At 61.6% G+C, this 22054-nt stretch carries 18 protein-coding genes and 2 pseudogenes; 8 read left to right on the top strand and 12 right to left on the bottom strand.

Annotation, left to right across the window (positions count from 1 at the left end):
- From BGRAMDRAFT_RS19150 to BGRAMDRAFT_RS19140, 3 genes and pseudogenes are all read right to left on the bottom strand, one after another.
- Positions 1-604 (bottom strand): annotated as a pseudogene (locus tag BGRAMDRAFT_RS19150) (iron-containing alcohol dehydrogenase); the annotation flags it as partial.
- Positions 591-941, bottom strand: coding sequence for a Dabb family protein (locus BGRAMDRAFT_RS19145; RefSeq protein WP_006050462.1), 351 nt, complete (start codon positions 939-941; stop codon positions 591-593). The gene BGRAMDRAFT_RS19145 and the pseudogene BGRAMDRAFT_RS19150, both read right to left, overlap by 14 nt.
- The gene (locus BGRAMDRAFT_RS19140) at positions 938-1819 is read right to left on the bottom strand and encodes an intradiol ring-cleavage dioxygenase (protein ID WP_006050461.1); all 882 of its coding nucleotides are present in this window, start codon (positions 1817-1819) and stop codon (positions 938-940) included. The genes BGRAMDRAFT_RS19145 and BGRAMDRAFT_RS19140 overlap by 4 nt, the downstream gene beginning before the upstream one ends.
- Positions 1820-2134: 315 nt before the next feature.
- Between BGRAMDRAFT_RS19140 and BGRAMDRAFT_RS19135 the strand changes: the two genes are divergently transcribed.
- Positions 2135-3058 carry a LysR family transcriptional regulator gene (locus tag BGRAMDRAFT_RS19135; protein ID WP_006050460.1) on the top strand — a complete coding sequence of 308 codons (924 nt, stop codon included), beginning with the start codon at positions 2135-2137 and terminating at the stop codon, positions 3056-3058.
- Positions 3059-3069: 11 nt separating this feature from the next.
- On the opposite strand, the gene BGRAMDRAFT_RS19130 is transcribed toward BGRAMDRAFT_RS19135, so the two are convergent.
- The 5 genes from BGRAMDRAFT_RS19130 to BGRAMDRAFT_RS19110 form a co-directional block, all read right to left on the bottom strand.
- Positions 3070-4044, bottom strand: a complete 975-nt coding sequence (locus BGRAMDRAFT_RS19130) for an ABC transporter permease (protein WP_006050459.1) — start codon at positions 4042-4044, stop codon at positions 3070-3072.
- 14 nt (positions 4045-4058) lie between these two features.
- Complete coding sequence (locus tag BGRAMDRAFT_RS19125) at positions 4059-5069, bottom strand: ABC transporter permease (protein WP_006050458.1); 1011 nt, start codon at positions 5067-5069, stop codon at positions 4059-4061.
- Positions 5062-6645, bottom strand: coding sequence for a sugar ABC transporter ATP-binding protein (locus BGRAMDRAFT_RS19120; protein WP_006050457.1), 1584 nt, complete (start codon positions 6643-6645; stop codon positions 5062-5064). The genes BGRAMDRAFT_RS19125 and BGRAMDRAFT_RS19120 overlap by 8 nt, the downstream gene beginning before the upstream one ends.
- A 396-nt stretch (positions 6646-7041) precedes the next feature.
- Positions 7042-8163, bottom strand: coding sequence for a Gfo/Idh/MocA family protein (locus BGRAMDRAFT_RS19115; RefSeq protein WP_006050456.1), 1122 nt, complete (start codon positions 8161-8163; stop codon positions 7042-7044).
- Between the two features lie 88 nt (positions 8164-8251).
- Complete coding sequence (locus BGRAMDRAFT_RS19110) at positions 8252-9217, bottom strand: sugar ABC transporter substrate-binding protein (protein ID WP_006050455.1); 966 nt, start codon at positions 9215-9217, stop codon at positions 8252-8254.
- Positions 9218-9578: 361 nt separating this feature from the next.
- Between BGRAMDRAFT_RS19110 and BGRAMDRAFT_RS19105 the strand changes: the two genes are divergently transcribed.
- On the top strand, positions 9579-10436 hold the full coding sequence (locus BGRAMDRAFT_RS19105; RefSeq protein ID WP_006050454.1) for a sugar phosphate isomerase/epimerase family protein: 858 nt from the start codon (positions 9579-9581) through the stop codon (positions 10434-10436).
- A 256-nt stretch (positions 10437-10692) separates the two neighbouring features.
- Here BGRAMDRAFT_RS19105 and BGRAMDRAFT_RS19100 read toward each other — a convergent pair whose 3' ends face one another.
- Both BGRAMDRAFT_RS19100 and BGRAMDRAFT_RS19095 read right to left on the bottom strand, forming a co-directional pair.
- A complete protein-coding gene (locus BGRAMDRAFT_RS19100) occupies positions 10693-11865 on the bottom strand; it encodes a TIGR03118 family protein (RefSeq protein ID WP_006050453.1) in 1173 nt (390 codons plus the stop codon).
- A gap of 173 nt (positions 11866-12038) precedes the next feature.
- Entirely contained in the window at positions 12039-12905 is an 867-nt protein-coding gene (locus tag BGRAMDRAFT_RS19095) for a LysR substrate-binding domain-containing protein (RefSeq protein WP_006050452.1), read from the bottom strand.
- A 112-nt stretch (positions 12906-13017) separates the two neighbouring features.
- Here BGRAMDRAFT_RS19095 and BGRAMDRAFT_RS36125 point away from each other — a divergent pair.
- The 6 genes and pseudogenes from BGRAMDRAFT_RS36125 to ggt all read left to right on the top strand — a co-directional run bounded on the left by BGRAMDRAFT_RS36125 (position 13018) and on the right by ggt (position 20366).
- Positions 13018-14056 (top strand): annotated as a pseudogene (locus tag BGRAMDRAFT_RS36125) (ABC transporter ATP-binding protein).
- Positions 14053-15210, top strand: coding sequence for an ABC transporter ATP-binding protein (locus tag BGRAMDRAFT_RS19085; protein WP_006050450.1), 1158 nt, complete (start codon positions 14053-14055; stop codon positions 15208-15210). The pseudogene BGRAMDRAFT_RS36125 and the gene BGRAMDRAFT_RS19085 overlap by 4 nt, the downstream one beginning before the upstream one ends.
- Positions 15211-15315: 105 nt before the next feature.
- Positions 15316-16818 (top strand): ABC transporter substrate-binding protein, encoded by a 1503-nt coding sequence (locus BGRAMDRAFT_RS19080; protein ID WP_006050449.1) that lies wholly within the window; start codon positions 15316-15318, stop codon positions 16816-16818.
- Positions 16819-16824: 6 nt separating this feature from the next.
- On the top strand, positions 16825-17769 hold the full coding sequence (locus BGRAMDRAFT_RS19075) for an ABC transporter permease (protein WP_006050448.1): 945 nt from the start codon (positions 16825-16827) through the stop codon (positions 17767-17769).
- Positions 17769-18665, top strand: coding sequence for an ABC transporter permease (locus BGRAMDRAFT_RS19070; RefSeq protein ID WP_006050447.1), 897 nt, complete (start codon positions 17769-17771; stop codon positions 18663-18665). The genes BGRAMDRAFT_RS19075 and BGRAMDRAFT_RS19070 overlap by 1 nt, the downstream gene beginning before the upstream one ends.
- A 63-nt stretch (positions 18666-18728) precedes the next feature.
- Positions 18729-20366 (top strand): gamma-glutamyltransferase, encoded by a 1638-nt coding sequence (gene ggt / locus BGRAMDRAFT_RS19065; RefSeq protein WP_006050446.1) that lies wholly within the window; start codon positions 18729-18731, stop codon positions 20364-20366.
- Positions 20367-20380: 14 nt separating this feature from the next.
- On the opposite strand, the gene BGRAMDRAFT_RS19060 is transcribed toward ggt, so the two are convergent.
- Positions 20381-21343 (bottom strand): Dyp-type peroxidase, encoded by a 963-nt coding sequence (locus BGRAMDRAFT_RS19060; protein WP_006050445.1) that lies wholly within the window; start codon positions 21341-21343, stop codon positions 20381-20383.
- 182 nt (positions 21344-21525) lie between these two features.
- Positions 21526-22047, bottom strand: a complete 522-nt coding sequence (locus tag BGRAMDRAFT_RS19055; protein ID WP_006050444.1) for a DinB family protein — start codon at positions 22045-22047, stop codon at positions 21526-21528.
- Positions 22048-22054 lie beyond the last annotated feature (7 nt).

Genomic DNA, 22054 nt, shown 5'->3' with positions numbered 1-22054 from the left:
GCCAGAGCAGCGATGCCTTCTTCCGCCATCAAACTCGTCACGGGGTTCTCGTCGCGCGAGTAGAGCGCTTCAGCGGCATGGGCATTGCGTTGATGCCGCTCGTGACCGATAGCGCGACAGGAAGCGACATCGTCAGGTCCGCATCGTAGATCACTGTCTTAGGCAACACGCGCAGGTCCGTTCCTGTCTTCTTCAGGCCCGCATCGGTGATGCCATAGATAGGCGTCATTTCGCTGCCTGCATAAGTCGTCGGCACGGCGAGAATCGGCAAGTCCGATTCGAGCGCGATTGCCTTGCCTAAACCTATCGTCGAGCCGCCTCCAACGGCAATGGCGCAATCGGCGTTCAGCTCTCTTGCCAGTGCGCGAGCTTCCTTGGCCAACTCGAGCGGCACGTGCATGACCGCGCGGTCGAACACAGCGGCGGCTCGCGCGCCCAGGCGCGCAGCGATGGCTTCACCGGTCTCTTTTTGCTCCGGGCTGCACAGAATGAGTGCTCGCTCCGAACCCAGTTGAAGTACTTCGCGCTCGAGGTGCTGCAAACTGCCTGGGCCAAAGACAACTCGACCGGCACGCGCCTGATAAACGAACTCACGCTTTTGCATTGGATAACTCCGCTGTACTCTCGAAACTCAACCCCGCTTCCAACTGGTAATCAACCTGGAACCGTGCAGTGCGAAGGTCGCCGAGTTCGTGACGAACGCGCAGATGTTCGGGGTGAGACGCATAGGCTTCCAACGCTTCCTGCGAGTCGAACTCGGTGATGAGAACGGCGTCGCACGCGTAATCGACCTGGCTGGAGTCAAGTCCGACTTCGAGGTGCCGCATGCCGGGGATACAGCCGCGCAAGCCTTCGAAACTGGTCTTAACGAGGTTGGACGCAGCTAGCCGCTCTGCAGGCGAGTCGCCTTTGACACGCCACATGACGATATGCCGAATCATGCGTGTGCCTCCGACGGGTTGAGCACGAAGTCGTATTCAAGCGAGTACCACGGCACCGTCATTTCGCGGCCGTCCGGCGCTACACCTGGCTCATGACGCTTCCAATCGGCAATCAGCGATGAGCGCACGCCGAACACGACGTCCGAGTCGAGATACTGGTCGCCATCACGAAACACATGCGTAATGAGCGTCTCGTAGCCAGGCGCTTCAATCATGAAGTGCAGGTGCGCTGGTCGCCACGGATGACGACCGACAGCGGCTAGCATGCGACCAACGGGCCCGTCGTGCGGGATGGGATATGCCTCGGCAAGAATCGAGCGGAAATTGAAATACCCTTCAGCATCTGCGTTCAGTCGGCCGCGACCGCGATGGGTGGCGTTGCCCGCCTCGTCGAGGTTCTGGACATCGTAGAAACCGTCTTCGTCCGACTGCCAAACGTCAATCTGGGCGTTCGCGATGCTTTCCCCTCCGGCGCCGCGAACCTGCCCCTTCACATAACAAGGCGCACCTTTCGCACCATTCGAAATGTCGTCGCCGTTGTTGTAGAGAGGCGCTCCCTCTACGTAGAACGGCCCGAACACGGTTGCTTCCGTGCAATTCGATGGTTTGCGATTGTTCTGCGACATGACCAGCATTGAAAGGCCAAGCGTGTCCGACAGCAGAATGAATTCCTGCCGCTTGTCGTCGGTGATATGACCTACTTCTGTCAGAAACCTGATTGCTTTAAACCACTCGTCCTCGGTGAGATGAACGTCGCGGGCGAAAGCGTGGAGATGTTGAACCAGGCTCGTCATGACGGTCCTGAGTCTCGCGTCCTTGCACTCCGCGAGCGAGGCGATAACGGCCTGAGTGATGGTGTCTTCGTTGATGTTGCGCATCGTGCGTGTCTCCGTTGTGCGCTCAAGGCGTCTTAAACGAAAGGTAATGGGTCATCCGCGTAAATAAAATGCCTCGAAGTGAAATGACATTTCCTTGTCCCGGAAGAATCGGCTAAGCGCGCATTGCAGCTTGCGGCGGACCTGCAAGCGCGCCCGTCAACGCTCTTTCATTGTAGAAGTCGATTCTACAAATCGGATACCTTGAGTCGGTTTATCAATGCTCCCGTCTACGGCATATTGGGCCCGGAAGGGGTGGAAGAATCCCTTCCGATTTTTTCACCTGAATGTTTCACCTGAATGGGAAGAGGGCAGGCGATGGACCGCTGGACGCAATTGCAGTTGTTTGTGCTCACTGCCGATCTGGGCAGCCTGTCGAAGGCGGCCGAGCAGCTCGACATGTCGAACGCTGCGGCCAGTCGAACGCTGAGCTCGCTGGAAGAGCGCCTCGGCGCACGGTTGATAGAGCGGACGACCCGCCGCATGTGGCTCACCGATGCCGGCCGTGAATATCATCGTCGCTGCACTGCGGTTATTTCCGAGCTGTCCGAAGCCGACTCGATCGCTTCCGAAGAAGCAGTGAGCCCGCGGGGCGTACTGCGCGTGACCAGTTCCGTCTCATTCGCAATGATGCATATTGCACCCGCGCTACCGGAGTTCCTCACGCGCTATCCCAACCTGTCGGTTCAGATAGTCGCGGCGAATCAGTACCAGAACTTCATCGAAGCCGGGATAGACATCGCCATTCGCACCAGGGAGCACGAGGGAGACTCCGGCATCACCATACGACGCCTTGCTGAGACCAGGCGAGTGCTGGCGGCGTCGCCGGCGTACCTCTCCGCGCACGGTCGTCCCCAGAATCCCGAGGATCTCGCGCAGCACAACATGCTCGTCTATAACCTTGCCGTTGACCCCTATCTGCTTCATCTGCGTCGGGGCACGGAAGAACGCAACATCGCCATTGCAAGCGCGCTCGACTCCAACGAAGGCCAGGTCATCGTCGCGGCCGGGCGGGCAGGGCTAGGGATTGTTGTGCAACCGCTTTACATCATTCACGACGACATCGTGTCTGGCCGTCTCGTGCCAGTGCTCGACGATTGGCAATTGCCGCGTCTGACCATCAACCTCGCTTATCAAAGCCGACGTTACCAGCCCGCGAAAATCAGAGTTTTCACGGACTTCCTCATGGAGCGCGTCAGAAGCCTGAATCTCGAAGAACGTTGGATGACGTTTGCGACCTGAAATACCGGCCTTCAATGCACTCGGCGAAATGCAATAAATCGCTCGAGCGGCGACGCGAGGACTGCACCCAGGCGCCCATCGAGCAGAACCACAATCAGAAGCAAAAGGCCGTTGACGAGAAGAATCTGCGTAGACGTAGCGCTCAACAGGCCGAGCCCATTGTTCAGCACAGTAAGAATCAGAACACCCATTGCCACGCCGAGCGGCGAACCGATACCTCCACCCAACGCGACACCGCCAACAATCGCCGCTGAAGCCGCCTGAAGCAGGATATTGCTTCCCATCGTTGCGGACGCAGTCGCGAGGCTCAGCGAGAGAAGGCCGCCGCCGAGTGCCGACAGTCCGCCGGAGATAACGAAGCCGACCGTCAGTGCCTTACCCACACGCGCGCCACTCTGAATTGCCGCCTTCCGATGCCCACCCGATGCGTAGATGTCGCGCCCGAGGGTGGTGTAACGCAAGAACAGCGATACGACGACGAAGCAGGCGATCGTAATGAGGCTACGCGGGGAAAAGATTGCAGCAATGTTCTGGTCAAGGAAGTCGCTGACATCGAGGTTGGCGTAGCTCAGCACGCGGCCGCCCGCAATCCAGTAACCGATGCCGGTAAGGAACATCATGGAGCCGACTGTCGTCACCAGCGAAGAGACACCGAGCCACGGCAGCAGCGCCGCGTTAGCGATACCGACCACCACACCAAAGATGATGGCGTACAGCATGCCGAGCATCGCACTATCGCCACCGAACTTCACCGTGATGAGGCCGGCAACTGTCGAGATTGCAGCGACGCTCAGGTCGAACTCACCCGCAATCATCGTGACCGAAAGACCGAGTGCGATGATGCCGAGGAATGCAAACGCCTGGAAGATTGCGTAGAGGTTCGCCTGCGAAAAATAGTGGTCGACGCAGAGGCCGAAGACAACAGGCATTCCCACGAGCAATACGAGGCGAATGGCCAGATTGAGAAGTCGTTGAGACTGTTCCATTTTCACATCTCCTGTTATTTCCGTCCCGGACCGAGCCGGGCAAGCAACGCTCCGAACACGACTGCCGCGAGAACGACGATGCCCTTCGCTACCAACTGGTACTCGTAACTCACACCGCTGACCAGAAGGATGTTGCTGATAACGGCGAGGAAAATGGCGCCTGTTACCGCGTCGGAGATTTGTCCGCGTCCGCCTCGAATCGAAATTCCGCCGACGAGCACGGCAGCAATTGCGTTGAAGTCCAGGTCAATGCCGTAAGTCAGGTTGCCTTGCGCCGACGACGATGCAATCAACGAGCCGGCAAGCGCCGCTGCGGCGCCCGCGAATCCATAGCAAACGAGCGTTGCCGTCATCAACCGAAGTCCTGCAATGCGCGCAACTTCGGCGCGCATACCAATCAGTCGGATTTCCCGCCCGATGCGGGACTTTTGCAGAATGAAGCTTGCGATGGCGGCGAACATAGCCAGCACCAGGATCTGATTCGGCAGCCAGCCAAACAAGCGTCCTTGACCGAGCCAGGTCGCGTCGCCTTTTCCGATGACGGTAAGCCCGCCGGTGTAGATAACGCCAGCGCCAATGATGATTGACGACGTGGCAATCGTGGTGATGATGGGATTCGCCCTGCCCAATGCGATGATTCCACCTTGGAGAGCCCCCATCAAAAGGCCGCTCAACACGACAAGCAGCAGCGCTGCGCCGAGACCCAGATGAATGAGCGCAGCGAACATCACAGTGGAGACGGCCGCTGTTGCGCCCATCGAAAGCATGAAGAGATTTCCGCTGAGGGTCACTAGCGCCATCCCGATAGCGCCAATGCCGACTGCGGCCACCGAGTACATCAGAGACTGCATGTTTCCGAACTCGGTGAAGTGCGGAACGATAGCCGCGGCCACTACGATAAGTACAAGGGTAGCGATGCGAATCGACGCAGCGTGAATACTCGTCGTGCCGAACAATGCTGCGGCCCAGCGTCGTAGCGCAGTCGTCGATACCTGCGCGGTAGGCTCAAGAGCTGTCTTATGCATTACCCACCTCCGCAGTCTGGTTCCGGAAAGAGACATGGCCATGAGATGCATCGCCGTCGCCTGCCACGATGTCGTGCAGGAGCGTGTCGCCGTTTATCTCGAACCGCGGCTTATGACGGACCATCCGGCCTCTGAAGACAGTGAGAACCGTATCCGCGAGCTCCAGGATTTCTTCGAGGTCAGTCGAATAGAAGACGATCGCCAGGCCTTCGTCCGCCATCTTGCGCAGCGTGGCGTAAATTTCGCTGCGGGCGCCAATATCGACGCCCCGGGTAGGCTCGTTCAGAAGCAACAGACGTGGAGCTAGTGCTACTGCCTTCGCGAGAGAGACCTTCTGCTGGTTGCCGCCGCTAAGCGTCGACACTTCGTGCGGAAGACGCCTCGGGTCGATGGTGAACATCGAGGCCAGGCGTCGTGCCTCTTCCTGTTCACCGGCGCGTCGCATGATTCCCGCTCGGGTGAACTTCGCCATAACGGACGCAGTGATATTGATGGCAATTGGCGCATCCAGGAAAACGCCCTTGTCAGCGCGGTCTTCTGCCACGTACGCGATTCCCGCTCGCAGCGAGTTGCGAATGCTGTCGAGCTTGACGGTTTGGCCGTCCACTTTCACCGCACTGGAGATATCACCGCGCAGGCCAGCAAGCGCTTCAACGAGGACTTCCGCTCCTGAACCCAACTGGCCGACCACGGCAAGGATTTCACCCGGCGCGACGTCGACTGACAGTTCCTTGACCTTGTCCGCGACCGTCAGGTTGGAAATCGAAAGACGCGGCGCCACATTGGCGCGTTTCTCCGGCGGCATGACCTTGCTGTGCACCAGCTCGCGACCAATCATTGCCTTGACCACCTCTGCGGTCGTCATATCCGCGGTGCGCTGCGTGAGCACGTGCTGTCCATTGCGGAAGACCGTTACGCGGTCTGTGAGCGCAAACACTTCGTCGAGTCGATGACTGACGAAAATCATCGCGGTCCCCTGGTCACGCAGTTTGCGCGCAACTTCAAAGACTCGGACAATCTCCGCATCCGACAAGGTCGCGGTAGGTTCGTCCAGGAGCAGGACCTTCGCTTGACGCGACATGCCCCGAGCGATTTCGACGAGTTGGCATTCAGCGAGGCTGAGCCGCGAGGCGGGTGCATCGAGCTTGATATGCGACAGTCCGACCGAATCCAGATGCTCACGGACAGAGTCCCGGTATTGGCTGCGACGGTAGATTTCGCTCTGGTCCGCGCCACCGAGAAGGATGTTGTCGAGCACCGACAGCGTCGGGACGATAGCCAGCTCCTGGTGAACGATGGAGATGAGTCTCGGGTCGGTGCGATGACCGAGTTTCAGTTGATGTCCGTCGATGGTAATTTCACCGTCGTCCGGCTGCACCAGGCCACCGAGAATTTTGATGAACGTGCTTTTGCCTGCACCGTTCTCGCCACAGAGCGCGTGAATCTCACCAGGTGCCAGCTCGAGGCTGACGCCGGTGAGCGCCTTCACGCCACCATAGTGTTTGGTCAGATTGCGAGCGCACAGCAGACTCTGGGTGGCGAGCGTCTCGCCGCCTGTTTTAGCGTCTTGCAGCATTGTCTTCCTCCATACGCGGACACTCTTCGGTCGTCCGCTGCTACGGGTCGATGCCCGTCACCGTCACCTTGCTCATACGCGTGATTGCTCACGCTTCGTGACGCATACATGTCGAATAACGAAGCCTTGCATCGAGACTGAAGCGCAGGCATGCCGTGGGCGCGACCGCATCAGCGATGCCGCTGCTGTGAGTTCAGGAGGAGAGGAATTGGCAAAGAATCGCTGCGTGCGCAGGAATGCATGTCGTCTCCATCCGAAACTCGCTTTAGCGGCTTCGTTATCGTTAAACACAGGTTATTCGTTCGCCGAGGAAAGAAAAATGCGTGGCCGCGAAATGATATTTCCAGCCACCGGAAATATCGGCGTCCGGCTGCAGTCGTACAGAAACGCGGTCGGTTACAGAGAGACTCTCCGTGCCTCGGCCGAAGACCGGATAGCGGCGTCGACAATCCGTTGGATTTCCCACGCTTCCCGAAAGTCCGGGAACGTGGGCGTTCCATGTTCGATTGCGGCGATGAATTCCGTCATCTCTATGGTTTTCAAATCGTTGAAGCCCAATTGGTGGCCGCCCGCCATCGTGAAGTTTTCGTAGGGACGATGTGCGGGTCCGGCTTCGATTCGAGTGAATCCCGATGTCCGTACGTCGCCGCCGGCCTTGAAATAGCGGAGCTCGTTCAAGCGCTCCTGTGAAAAGCACAATGCACCCTTTGTTCCATAAATCTCGAACTCGAGTTGCATCTTGCGGCCAGTCGCGGTCCAGTTTGCTTCGATTGAGCCCAAACACCCGCGGTCGAACGTCACCATCAATCTGGCAATGTCGTCGACCTTGACCTTCCGGCGCTCGGGCGAACCAGGCGACACTGGGCGCGACTTATTGACGGTCTCGAGTTGCGCGTTCACATGGGTGATAGGACCAAGAAGGAAGCGCGACATTCCGACGATGTGGTTGCCGATTTCCGCCAGCGCGCCAGCACCGTTTTGAGGGTCGACTCGCCAGCTATAGGGAATCTCAGGGTCGGCCATGTAGTCTTCCGCATGGATGCCGCGAAAGCTCGTGATATCGCCCAGTTCGCCGGACGCGATCATCTCCCGCGCCAGTTTGAGAAGGGGATTCTTGATGTAGTTGTAGCCGACTTGCGTGACGACGTTCGCGGACTCGGCCGCCTTCATCATGTCGTGAGCATCGGAAGCGCATGGCGCAATAGGCTTCTCGCAATGCACATGCTTCCCGGCGGCGATCGCTGCCAATGCCATCTCTCGGTGCAAGCTGCATGGCGTCGTGATTGAGACGACCTGAATATCGCGGTCTTCGAGGAGTGACCGCCAGTCATTTGTCGCACGCTCGAAGCCAAACTGCTCGGCCGCTTGCCTCGCTCCGGCCTCGCTGACATCGGCGACGGCCACCATCCGCGGGATCAAAGACTCAGGAAAAGCATTCGGCACCGCTCTGTACGCCAGCGCGTGCGCTTTTCCCATAAAGCCAGTTCCAATCACGGCAACGCCAATCTCTCGTCTCATTCGTGTCTCCGTGCTTAAGCGAAAGCGACCCCGCAGGGTCGCGTTGCGTCCTATTGGCTGCGCAGCAACTGGGTAGCCGTCGCGTGACTTACTTTTTCTGGGAATAGCAGACGTTCAACGTGGCTTTGGTGGCCGCCGGGTTCGGCAGGTACTGCACGGCTTGCGGGGCTTTGCCGGTGGCGAGTTGCTTCGCGGCCTTCGCGGCGTAAGCGCCGTCGTCGAAGGGAGATTGCTCGACCGTGGCATACGCCTTTCCGGCCGAGATAGCTTCCACCGCGCCGGAGTCGCAACCGTGTCCGACAATCACGAGCTTCGAAGGGTCGAGGCCGAGCCGTTGTGCGGCGGTCACCACGCCGCGAAGTTGTGAATCGTTCTCGGTGTAGATGCCTTTCACGTCTTTGAACTGCGTGAAGAGCGCCGACGCGGCGGCTTCCGCCTTCACCGCATCCCAGTCGGCCGGCTGCGAGCCAACTACTTCAATGCCCGGCGCATTCTTCTTGAGGCCATCGACGAAGCCCTGATAGCGCTGGACTTGCGGAGGCGTGCCCATCGGGCCGTTAATGACGATGACCTTGCCTTTATCGCCGTATCCCTTCTCCTTGAAGCCTTGAATCATCGTCTTCGCCGCGACGTCGCCGTTGCTGATGTCGTTCGGCCCAGTGAAGACTTTCCAGTACCGGGAGTACTTCTGGTCGGGCATCGAGTTGGAAATGACGAGCGGGATTTTTGCCTGGTCTATCTTGCGAATCGACGGGACCATTGCGCTCGAATCAACCGGCACGAGGACGATGACATCAGGCTTCTGCGCGAGCGTCTGGTCGACCTGGGTTGCCTGCTCATTCGGGTCGTAGTTGGTGACCTTCACGTCGAGCTTGATGCCTTGCGCCGCGGCCTCCTTTTCGAAGCCTTTGACATAGAGCGCCCAGTACTCGACGCTCTGCGTCGGCATAAGCAATGCGACGCGGGGTTGGTCGGCGGCTTGGGCGCCACTGCCGAAAGCGGTGGCGATAGCGCTGACAGCAAGGCAAGAAATAACGGATTTGCGGATGTTCATGCTGTGTCTCCTGATGGCCCGTGAGATAGGTGAGCCGGGTTTTAATGTTCTCGAGAAGGCACAGTACGGCTTGGTATGGGAAAGAAAAATGCGACAGAACGAAAAGTTATTTCCGCTCACTGGAAAAATTGCGACTTGCAGACGGCGATAGCCACGCGGCTTTCGAAGAATGACGCTGCGCGCCGCTTTTGCGGGCCGCGACACGCCCAGCAATCCGCAAAACGCCAGCGTGTAGATTCAAACTCTACGGTGAGACGATTCGAGGGTTGTTTATCCGCTGCCGTTTCTACGCGATAGTTCAGGGCATGGTTTTCTGGCGACGGCCGTCGGGTCGGTCGCTGCTTTCTTAACGAGGGTTTTCATGTCCAGATCTAAAGTCGAACTTGTTGCTGCTTACTTCACCCTGTCGGGCGACGTCTTTCCGTTTGGCCCGACGGAAATCAGTCCATTCAGCTTCAAGGATCGCGTTGAAGCGGCAGCAAAAGCGGGCTGGGACGGCATCGGCCTGATTCATTCGGATATCTATGCAACGGCCGACAAGATCGGCTTCCCGGAAATGCGCCGAATCCTCGAAGCCAACGGCATGAAGCACGTCGAGTTCGAGTTCCTGGTCGACTGGTATCAAACCGGCGAGCGCCGCCGCACGTCGGACAGCATGCGGTACTACTACCTGAAGGCTGCGGAAGAACTTCGTGCGCGCATCGTGAAGGTCGGTCCAGGCATTGGCGAAGAAACCGCAAACATCCCGCTGATGGTCGATGAATTCGGCAAGCTGGCTGACGATGCCGGGAAGCGCGGTACGCAAGTGATGCTGGAAATCATGCCGTTCAGCAACGTACGCACGATTGAAACCGGCAAGGCCATCGTCGAAGGCGCGAACAGGAAGAACGCGGGTCTGCTGCTCGACATCTGGCACCTGAGCCGCGGCAATGTGGACTTCAAGGAAATCGCCACAATCAAGCCGGAATTTATCAAGGGCATCGAACTCGACGACGCGGACCGTTACGCAATCGAGCCGCTGTGGATGGACACCTGCCACAAACGCCGTCTGCCTGGTGAAGGCGTACTCGACGTGCAGGGCTTCATCAAGGCAGTCCAGGCGACGGGCTTTGACGGGCCGTGGGGCGTGGAAATATTGTCGGAAGTCGAGCGCAAGCTGCCGCTCGAGGAGATGGCCACACGTGCGTACAACGCGACGATTCGGCAGTTCGAGAATTGAGCGCGACGCCTGAACCAGGTAGGCGAACGGCCGCCGCCAGACGCTTGCGGCCATTTGTTTCGACATTTCGACATGCCGGTCGCTCGTTCACGATGAGCGACCTTCTCTCCCAAAAGAGAACTGCTTCCCGCTCAGCAGTTCCTTTGTCCGCAGGGTGATATCCGACAGGCCCTTTTGCACGATTCTCGGGCGCTCGCGGTGCTCAAAGCAACGCGGCCGCTCGTCCCACCTTAGCGGCCGCACGACTGCCCACAACCTACATGCCGATGCTGGCGCCGCCGCTCGAACTCGTGCCTGTACTCGTTCCCGTGGCGGAACCCGGGGTCGATGCCGGATTCAGATCGATTCTTCCATAGACACCGTCCGCTTCGTCATTGGGCCCCGCGGCGAAGAAGAGGGTAGTGGCAGGCTGATTGTCGAGCCCGTTGCCGAACGCGATGCCCCACAAACCCGGCTCGACGATCGCCTTGCCGTTCGAACTCTTGATGGCGCCCATCGACTGGCCGCTCGATGCGTTGAACGCGTTGATCGTGCCGTCGCCGAAATTGCCGATCAGCACAGCGCCGCTCAATGAGCCGAAATTGCCCGGCGCTTGCGCAATACCCCACGGCGCATTCAGCGCGCCGCCCGTTGCAAAGTGCTGCTTGAGATTGCCCGCCGTGTCGAATACGTCGACCATGCCGAGTCCGGCTCCGGCGACGTCGTCATGTTTGTCGGAATCCTGCTTCGCATAGGTGACGAACAGATTCGATCCGATCAACTGGATGCCGAACGGCGCGAAGCCGGCAGGAATGGATGGATCCGCAAAGGCGCCGGGCATGGCGACTTTGGCAAAATTGGTGTCGAAGACGTCGATCTTGCTGTTATGGAAATCGGTGGCGTAGAGAAAGTTGTTGCCGTTGTTCGGCGCGAGCGCGAGGCCCTTGTACACGGCGCCGCCGGTGCCGTCGTCGTACATGACAAACGCATTCGTCGGCCCAACGGCGGGCGCCCACGCGGTGACGGTGCCGCCTTCTCCCACGAAGATAAACGCGGCGACGCCCGTCTTGCCGTTTCGCGTCACGTTGAAGCTTTGCGTGCCGTTGAATACGATGCCGGTCGGCGACGCTGTTCCATTCGTACCATCGGGGATCGTGACGACCAGCGATTGCGGCACGCCGTTGCCGTCATAGAGTGTCGCGAGGTTGGTTCCGTTGTCGGCGACCCAGACGAAGCCTTTCGGATTGAAGGCCACGCCCCAGGCATTCTTCAGATTGGGGTCCGTGTGCGCCGCCGACACGGCGCCGTCCGAGACGAGCGCCGTTGCGGTGAACGACGACTGCAAAGGCGGCCCGGAACTGTTCGAGCTGGAACTGCCGCCGCACGACGCGAGTGTCGCGATAGCCGCGCCGCACGCTACGACGGTGAACGCTGCGAGTAGAGACTTCATGGCCGCACTCCTTGTTCCGTCCAAAGATCACAACGCTGAATGAACGGGAAGGCGAACGGGTTTATTCCAGTGGTGGGAAATTATTTGCGGGTGCTTTGTATGGCTGAACTGGCGATCCGCTGCGGATCGATTGAGTAAGAGAACAGAACAGCGCACACGCCGCTTCCGGCCGCTCAGTCGCTGTGCAGCGTATCGATAATCGCCTGCGTGATGCCGGGCCGGCCATATGACGCGCGCTGGATCATGCCGACTGTGCGCAGCACCGGCGGATCTGAAATCGGCAGCACGCGCAGTAACGGATCGTTTTGCCAGTTGCCGCGATGCAGAAGCGGCAGCACTGCGACGCCGACATTTTCGCGCACCAGCGCGACGATCGTCTCGATCGAATTGAGTTCGAGATATTCGTTGACCGTCACGCCGGCTGTTTGCAGCGCATGCTCGACGACGCGCCCGGTGCGCACGCGCCGGTCGAAGCGCAGAAAGGGATAGCTGCGCAGAATCCGCCGCGGATCGTTGTCGCCGATTTCGCGGCTGACCACCAGCATCAGCGGCTCCGTGTAGAGCGTCGTCCACTTCAGCGTGTCGGGCAGGGTGGTGTCGGCATGCGCGACGACCGCCGCGATATCGACTTCACCCGCCTCGACCATCCGCGCCAGTTCGTCGGAGCGCGACGACAGCAGCCGCACATCCAGTTGCGGATGCGCGGCCTTCAAACGCGCGATGACCAGCGAGAGCGCGCCGATCACCGACACCACCGCGCCGATGGTCACCGGCCCGACCATCGAATCCGCCGGCGTCGCCTCCAGTTCGGCCAGCAGGTCGAAAATCTGCTCGACCTTCGGCCAGATATCTTGCCCGTCGCGGCTCAATGCGATCTGCCGGCCGCTGCGGTCGAATAGCTGGCGGCCGAGCGCCTGTTCGAGCCCGCGCATCTGCAGGCTGACCGCCGCCTGGGTCAGCGCGACGCTGTCGGCCGCTGCCGCAAATGATCCGGTGCGCGCGACTGCCCGAAAGGTCCTCAGCATGCGCAGCGTGGGCATCGTTCATCCTCAAGAAAAAGTTAAGTACGGGTAAGAAATATTAATATTTTCTGTCGTAAAGCGCACCACATAATCGCCGCGAGACAGCCTTGAACAGGACTAGCAGCACGATATGGAGTTTCCCAGCGTGACCGATGACGCCCGCCGACCGGTTCTCGAGGTTCGCGGCTTTTCGTTGAAGTTTTCGCGCGCGGCCGACGCGCCCAACCTCGTCGATGACGTGTCGTTCTCGGTCGGCACTGGCGAGACGCTATGCATCGTCGGCGAATCGGGCTGCGGCAAGAGCGTCACGTCGCTCGCACTGATGGGGCTCCTCGCGAGTCCGCCTGCGCAACGCGTCGCCGGCACCGCGCACTTCGAAGGCAAGGACCTGTTCGCGCTGTCCGAGCGCGAACTGGCCGATATTCGCGGCAACCGGCTGTCGATGATCTTTCAGGAGCCGATGACGTCGCTGAATCCGGCGTTCACGGTCGGCGAGCAGATCGGCGAAAGTATCCGCCGGCATCGCAATGTGGAGCGCCGGCAAGCGCGCGAAGAGGCGCTCGAGATGCTGCGGCTGGTGCGGATTCCCGGCGCCGGAAACCCGGCTCGATGCGTACCCGCATCAGCTTTCCGGCGGCATGCGCCAACGCGTGATGATCGCGATGGCGCTCGCGAATCGCCCGCGCCTGTTGATCGCCGACGAGCCGACGACCGCGCTCGACGTGACCATCCAGGCGCAGGTGCTGGCGCTCGTGAAAAATCTGCAAGCCGAGACCGGCACGGCGATGGTGTTGATCACGCACGACCTCGGCGTCGTCGCGGAAGTTGCCGACCACGTTGCGGTGATGTACGCGGGACGCATCGTCGAATACGGCACCGTCGCCGATCTGTTCGACGACCCGCAACATCCGTACACGATCGGCCTGATGGGCGCGATTCCTTCGGTCGGCAAGCGGGAAGGCGCGCTTGCGACGATCCGCGGTTCGGTGCCGTCGCCTGAGTTGATGCCGCACGGCTGCCGCTTCGCGCCGCGCTGCCCGTTCGCCGAACAACGCTGCATTGACGCCGCGCCGCCTGATAAGGTGATCGCCGGCGTGCATCGCGTTGCGTGCTGGCTCGCTCCGGTCGAACAGGTCGCCGCGCCGGTATTGCGTGAGGAAATGGCATGACGACGCCCAATAAACCGACGCCGCACGCACCGACGCGGCACCCACAGCCGGCCTCGCAGCCGGCTTCCCATTCGCCGGCGCCGATCATCGAGGCGCGCTCGCTGACGAAGCATTTTGGCGGTACGCGGCAGCTCTTCATGCGCACGCCAACGGTCTATGCAGTCAACGAGGTGTCGTTCGCGGTGCAGGCGGGCGAGACCTTCGCGATCGTCGGCGAATCGGGCTGCGGCAAGTCCACGCTGGGCCGCCTGCTGCTTCGTCTGATCGATTCGACGGACGGCCGCGTCTTCTATCAAGGCAAGGACATCACGCATGAGCAAGGCGCGCCGCTGCGGCGGTTGCGCCGCGAAATGCAGATCATCTTTCAGGACCCGTTCGCGTCGCTGAATCCGGGCATGACGATCGGCAAGATCGTCGGCGAGCCGATCGCGCTGCACGGGCTCGCGCACGACAGCGCCGGGCACCGCGAGCGCGTCGCTCACCTGCTGCGCACGGTCGGCCTGCAGCCGGCCTACGCGAACCGTTACCCGCACGAATTCTCCGGCGGCCAGCGGCAACGGATCGGCATCGCGCGCGCATTGGCCGGTGAGCCGAAGCTGATCGTCGGCGACGAGCCGGTGTCGGCGCTCGACGTCTCGGTGCAAGCGCAGGTGATCAATCTTCTGGAGACGCTCAAGCAGGACCTCGGCCTCACGCTGATCATGGTTGCGCACGACCTTGCGGTGATCCGCCATATGAGCGACCGCGTCGCCGTGATGTATCTCGGCGAGATCGTCGAGCTGGCCGATGTCGATGCACTGTTCGACGCGCCGCTGCATCCGTACACGCAAGCACTGCTGCGCGCGATTCCGGCGAGCAGCCCGCACGAGCGGCGTGCGAAGCCCGCGTTGTCCGGCGATCTGCCGAGTCCGACCGCGCCGCCTTCGGGTTGCCGTTTCCATACGCGCTGTCCGCATGCGAAGCCGCATTGCGCTGAAGTGCGGCCAGTCAGCGAACGACTCGATGACGGACGGCAGGTCGCATGCCACTTCTGGCGCGAGATCCAGAACGCCGGCAGCGGCGCACCGCTGGCCACGAGCGTCAGTCCGAAATTGATCGAGCGGCTCGCGATCTACCGTGAGCGCCAGACGGCGCTAGCTTCCGCGGGCGACTGAGCCGGTGGCCGCGATGAAATTCGAGCGAAGAAGCGGGACGCGCGCCGCGCCGCCAGCCTCTTCACCACACCGTTTGATGAATCGGAATACAAAGGGAAAATGCTCATGCGAAGAATGTTGATTGCCGCGGCGCTCGCACTTGGCGCCGGCGCCGCGATGGCCCAGACCGGTCAGACGATACGGATCGGCTTGCAGGACGACATCGGTTCGCTCGACCCCGCACGCAGCGTGCAGCTCGTCGACCGGATCGTGTTTGCGTCGCTGTGCAACGCGCTCGTCGATATCACGCCCGACCAGAAGATCGTACCGATGCTGGCAACCTCGTGGACGACGAGCGCCGACGGCAAGACGCTGACATTCAAGCTGCGCAAAGGCGTGAAGTTCCAGAACGACGAGCCGTTCAACGCGGCCGCCGTCAAGGCGAACCTCGACCGCGACCGCACGCTGCAGACGAGCAACCGCAAGAGCGAACTGGCGTCGGTCGATCACGTCGACGTCATCGACGACTACACGGTTGCCATCGTGCTGAAGCAGCCCGACGCCGCGCTGCTCGCGACGCTGACCGACCGCGCCGGCATGATGCTCGCGCCGAAGACGCTCGCCGATCCGGCCGGCGTCGCCGCGCATCCGGTGTGTTCGGGGCCGTACAAGTTCGTTCAGCGCGTGCAGAACGATCGCGTCGTGCTCGAGAAATTCGCCGGCTACTGGGACGCCGACAAATACCCGATCCAGCGCGTGGTCTTCCTGCCGATTCCGGACAGCACCGTGCGCCTCGCCAATCTGCGCTCGGGTTCGCTCGACATGCTCGAGCGCCTCGCGCCCTCCGATGTCGCGTCGGCGAAGAGCGACACGAACTTGAGGTTCGCGCCGGTCAGCGGCTTCGGCTACTACTACGTGACGTTCAATATCGGCAACGGCAAGCGCAGCAACGCGGTGCTGAAAGACAGGCGCGTGCGGCAGGCATTCGAGCTCGCGATCGACCGCGACGCGATCAACCAGGTGATCGGCGCGGGCATCTTCGCGCCCGCGAATCAGGCGGTGCCGAAGTCGAGCCCGTACTACAACGCGTCGCTGCCGATGTCGCATCGCGACATCGCGAAGGCGAAGGCGCTGCTGAAGGCGGCGGGCCACGAGCATGTCGACATCGAGTTCACTTATCCGAACAACACGGTGTCGAGCCAGATCGTGCAGATGATGCAGGCGATGGTCAGCGAAGCCGGCTTCAATCTCAAGCTGCGGCCGACCGACTACGCGACCGAACTCAACGCCGCCCACAGCGGCGACTTCGAGGCGATGTACCTCGGCTGGTCGGGCCGTGTCGATCCGGACGGCAATCTGCATCAGTTCAACACCTGTTCCGGCAACCTCAATTACGCGCATTACTGCAACCCCGAAGTCGACCGCCTGCTCGACGCCGCGCGCGTGAAGCTGACCACCGCGGAACGCAAAACCGACTACGAAGCGGCGTCGAAGCTGCTCGCCGACGACGATCCGATCGTCTATGTCTATAACCAGCCGTGGCCGTTCGAGCTGTCGAAGAAAGTGCAAGGCTTCACGCCGTATCCCGACGGCCTGGTCCGCCTGCGCGGCGTCAGTATCAAGGGCTGATCGGTCATGCTGCGGATCATTGCAAATCGCGTGCTGGTCGCCATTCCGACGCTGATTCTGGTGTCGATGCTGATCTTCGGCCTGCAGAAGCTGCTGCCGGGCGACCCCGTGACGGCGATGGCCGGGGAAGACCAGGACCCGCAGTTGATCGCGTCGCTGCGCGTCAAGTACCACCTCGACGAGCCGGTGCCGACGCAGTACGCGCTGTGGGTCCGTGACGTCGTGCGTGGCGATCTCGGCGCGTCGCTGCGCACCGACGTGCCGGTGACGTCGCTGATCGCGCAGAAGCTGCCGGTCACACTGCAACTCGCGGCGATGGCGATGATCTTCGCCATCGGTATCGGCATTCCGGCGGGCGTCATCTCCGCCGCGAGCCGCGGCGGCGCGCTCGATTACGGAGCGAACGTGTTCGCGCTGTCCGGCATGTCGATCCCGAACTTCTGGCTCGGCATCATGCTGATCTTCATCGTGTCGGTGCGCTGGCATCTGTTGCCGTCGTCCGGCTATGTGTCGCCGGCCGAAGACTTCTGGCTCAGCATCAAGACCATGCTGATGCCCGCGTTCGTGCTCGGCGCTTCGCTCGGCGCGCAATTAATGCGTCACACGCGCAGCGCGATGCTGAGCGTACTGCGCACCGACTATATCCGGACCGCGCGTGCGAAAGGGCTGCTGCGCGGCACCGTCGTCGTCAAGCACGCCTTTCGCAACGCGCTGGTTCCGATCGTCACCGTGCTCGCGCTGCTGTTCGGCGAACTGCTCGCGGGTGCGGTGCTGACCGAACAGGTCTTCACGATCCCCGGCTTCGGCAAGCTCATCGTGGACGCCGTGTTCAATCGCGACTATGCGGTCGTGCAGGGCGTCGTGCTCGTCACCGCGCTGTGCTTCATCGTCGTGAACCTGTGCGCCGACGTGTTGTACGTCCTCCTCAATCCCCGACTGAGACGCAGCTGATGGTTACTCCCGCCGCCCCCGTTCACGCCTCGGCCGCTGCGTCGCAGACGACCGTACTGCCGCGCCGCGAGCGCCGCGGACTGGTGAAATTCATGCGCAATCGCGCTGCCGTGTTCGGCGCGGCGCTCGTGCTGCTGATCGTCGTCATGGCGGTCTTCGCGCCCTGGCTGTCGCATTACGACCCGGTGCAGGCCAGCTTCATGACCGTGCGGCAGGCGCCTTCGGCCGCGCACTGGTTCGGCACCGACGAACTCGGCCGCGACGTGCTGAGCCGTCTGCTGTGGGGCGCGCGTGCGTCGTTGCTGGCGGGCGTCGTGTCGGTCTGCATCGCGGTCGCGATCGGCGTGCCGCTCGGCTTGCTCGCCGGCTATTTCGGCAAGCTCGTCGACGGCGTGATCTCGCGAATCGCCGATGCGTTGCTGTCGATTCCGTTCCTGATCCTCGCCATCGCGCTCGCCGCGTTCCTTGGACCGAGCCTGACCAACGCGATGGCCGCGATCGGCATCTCCGCGATGCCGCGCTTCGTCCGGCTGACGCGCGGCCAGGCGATCACCGTGAAGGCCGAGGACTACGTGGAAGGCGCGCGGGCAATCGGCCTCGGCCACGCACGGATCATTGTGCGGTACATTCTGCCTAACGTGCTGCCGCCGATCATCGTGCAGGCCAGCCTGACGATCGCGACCGCGATCATCGCCGAAGCGAGTCTGTCGTTCCTCGGGCTCGGCCAGTTGCCGCCGTCGCCGTCGTGGGGTTCGATGCTCAACACCGCGAAGGACTTTGTCAGCCAGGCGCCGTGGATGTCGATTTTCCCCGGCATCGCGATCTTCCTGGCCGTGCTCGGTTTCAACCTGCTTGGCGACGGTCTGCGCGATGCGCTCGATCCGCGCGAGTCGTGACCGGATTCCGTCACCGCTTTCATCGGCCGACTGGCCCTCTCATCACTTTCGTTTGAGTTTTCAATGACACGTTTCAATTGGCAAAACCCGTATCCGACACCGCGCTTGCCCGTGTTCGCGCGCAACATCGTTTCGACGTCTCATCCGCTTGCCGCGCAAGCCGGCTTGCGCATGTTGTGGAAAGGCGGCAATGCCATCGATGCGGCGATTGCCGCAGCGGCGGCGATCACGCTCGTCGAGCCGGTCTCCAACGGCCTCGGCAGCGACGCGTTCGCGCTCGTCTGGGACGGCAAGAAGCTGCACGGCCTGAATGCGTCCGGCGTCTCGCCGGCGGCATGGAACGTCGATTACTTCAAGCGTAAGTACGGCGAGGAAAACGGTCTCGCGAAGCATCCCAAGCGCGGCTGGGATGCGGTGACGGTGCCGGGCGTCATCGCCGGCTGGGAGGCGTTGCATCAGAAGTTCGGCACGCTGCCGTTCGCCGACCTGATGGAGCCGGCGATCGAGATCGCCGAACGGGGTCACGCGGTGGCAAGCGTGGTTGCGTACAAGTGGGCGGCGGCCGTGCCCGAGCTCAAGGATCAGCCCGGTTTCGCCGACACGTTCATGCCGCGCGGCCGCGCGCCGGAAGTCAGCGAACTGGTGCGCTTTCCCGGCCACGCGAAGACGCTGCGCAAGCTGGCGGAGCAGGGGCCGCGCGCTTACTACGAAGGCGAGATCGCCGAACAGATCGCCGCGTTCTCGCGCCAGGGCGGCGGCGCGCTCACGATGGACGACTTGCGCAACTACCGTGTCGACTGGGTCGAGCCGATCAGCAAGGACTATCGCGGCCACACGGTGCACGAGATTCCGCCGAACGGGCAGGGCATTGCCGCGCTGATCGCGCTCGGCATTCTCGAACAGTTCGACCTGGGCTCGCTGCCGGTCGACGGCATCGAATCGCAGCACCTGCAGATCGAAGCCATGAAGCTCGCGTTCGCCGACGTCTACCAGTACGTCGCCGACCCGCGCTCGATGGAGGTCACGCCGGAACAGATGCTCGACGACGCGTATCTGAAGTCGCGCGCGAAGCTGATCGACCGCAAGCGTGCCACGCAATTCGACTTCGGCATGCCGAAGGCGGGCGGCACGATCTACATGTCGGTGGCGGACGAGCGCGGCATGATGGTCAGCTTCATTCAGTCGAACTACATGGGCTTCGGCTCGGGCATCGTGGTGCCGGACTCGGGCATTTCGCTGCAGAACCGCGGCTACGGGTTCTCAATGGATCCGAAGTCGGCGAACGTGGTCGAGGGCGGCAAGCGGCCGTTCCATACGATCATCCCCGCGTTCCTCACGCAGCAGGTGGACGGCACACAGGAAGCGGTGATGAGCTTCGGCGTGATGGGCGGCGACATGCAGCCGCAAGGGCATCTGCAATCGGTCGTGCGCATGCTCGACTACGGCCAGCAACCGCAGGCCGCCTGCGACGCCCCGCGCTGGAAGGTCAATCGCGACTTCTCGGTCGACGTCGAAGCGACGCTCGATGTGGACACGGTGCGCGCGCTCCAGGGGCTCGGCCATACGATCAAATCGGTCGACGATCCGTATATGGATTTCGGCTCCGGGCAGTACATCTGGAAGCTCGATCGCAACGATCCCGAACGCGGTTATGTCGCCGCGAGCGACACCCGGCGCGATGGACTGGCCGCCGGGTTCTGATCGGGGCGTTCGACCTACACCGCTTGCAACAGGGCACTGAGCGTGCGCGGCGCCGGAGCGAAGAACGCGGCGCCGGTGTGCGCAGTCGAGAAATCGAGCAGGCGGTCGTGCATGCCCGGTGGATCGCCGAGGAACATGCGCTCCAGCATCTTTTGCGTCACCCATAGATGCCTGGAGTAGCCGATGAAGTAGGTCCCATATTCGCCGTGGCCGGGGCGGCCGAAGGGCATGTTGTCGCGCAGGATATCGTGCTCGGTGCCGTCGCCGTCCACGATCGTGGCGAGGGTCTTGTGCGACTTCTGGCCGCTCGCCGCGTCGGGCAATTCCACGTTGCTGACGATCTCCCGGCCGATGATCTGCTCCTGCTCATCCCTGGGAAGCCGAGCCCACGGCTGCATTTGATGCAGATACTTTTGCACTACCACGTAGCTGCCGCCGGCGAACTCCTGATCCTCACTGCCGACCAGCGTTGACGAGCCTATCTCGCGACCAGTCGGGTTGGCTGTGCCATCGACGAAGCCAAGCAGGTCGCGCGAGTCGAAGTAGCGAAAGCCCGCAACCTCGTCGGCCAGCGTCACGCTATTGCCCAGTTGATCCACCAGCAGGCGCTCGAATTCAAAGCAGAGATCCTCGCGCTCGGCGCGGATATGGAAGAAGAGATCGCCGGGCGTGGCCGGTGCCGTGTGCGTTGGACCCTCGATCGGCGTGAAGGGGCGCAGCTCCTTCGGGCGCTTGCCTGTCTGAAAACGGTCCCACAGCGCCGACCCCAAGGCCGTGATGCACGACAGCCGGCCGTTGAGATCGCGAAAGCCGACCGTCTTGATCAGATCGTCGAGACCGTCCAGGACGCCGGCGACGACCTGTAGCGCGTCGCGACCCTCGGCGACCGTCAAGGTGAGAAACACCGCCGCACGCGACAGTGGCGCATCGATGCTTTGCGAATCGATTGGGACTCGGTCCCAACTGCTGTCAGTCATTTGCCTCTCCCAGATATCCGTTAGCGGGCAGTCGCGGCATGATCAAGGGGCGCCACTACGAGCACAAGATGAACCCTGGTTCGCCCGCCGACTTCCCTGAAGGATACACAGCGCCCCGCAATACCTGTGAGAGTGTAGGTCTTCATAAATACCGCTAGCCATGTCGACACGACTGCTAGCGGCTAAGCGCGCGAAAAACCGGACTCCGGGTGGGCCGCGATAAAAACCGGCAGGTCGGTAGTCGGCGGTCTCGCGGGAACCTCGAAGAACATTTCGCAGACCCACCCGCGATGATACGAAGCGTGATTCACGAGATGCATGAACATCGCGCCGCGCGACATCGTCGAACGCTCGCCCGAGATGAACGCGAACGTCAGCTCTTCAGCCAGCGACGCATCGCTTTGTGCATCGGCCCAACGTTCGAACCATGCGTTCACATCCTGTTGCGCGCGACGTAAGTCGTTCAGCTCGGCGTGCAGGACCACGCTGCGCGTCGTGAAGCCGTGTTCCTTGCGCTCGAGATGCGCCTTCCAGATCAGATCGACCACATAGTTATGATTCAGCGTACCGATCATCGTTTTGAACAACGTCTGCCGCGTCTTGACGACTTCCTCTGGCGCGAGGGCACCGGTGGCGTCGAAAAGCACCGTGTCGGCCCAGCTCTTATAGCGGGAAAGAATGCGGGCGGTTTGCGTATTGATCATGACTCGT

This window comes from Paraburkholderia graminis C4D1M, from assembly GCF_000172415.1.
Lineage (GTDB): Bacteria > Pseudomonadota > Gammaproteobacteria > Burkholderiales > Burkholderiaceae > Paraburkholderia > Paraburkholderia graminis.
This window is presented reverse-complemented; position numbering and strand designations above follow the sequence as displayed.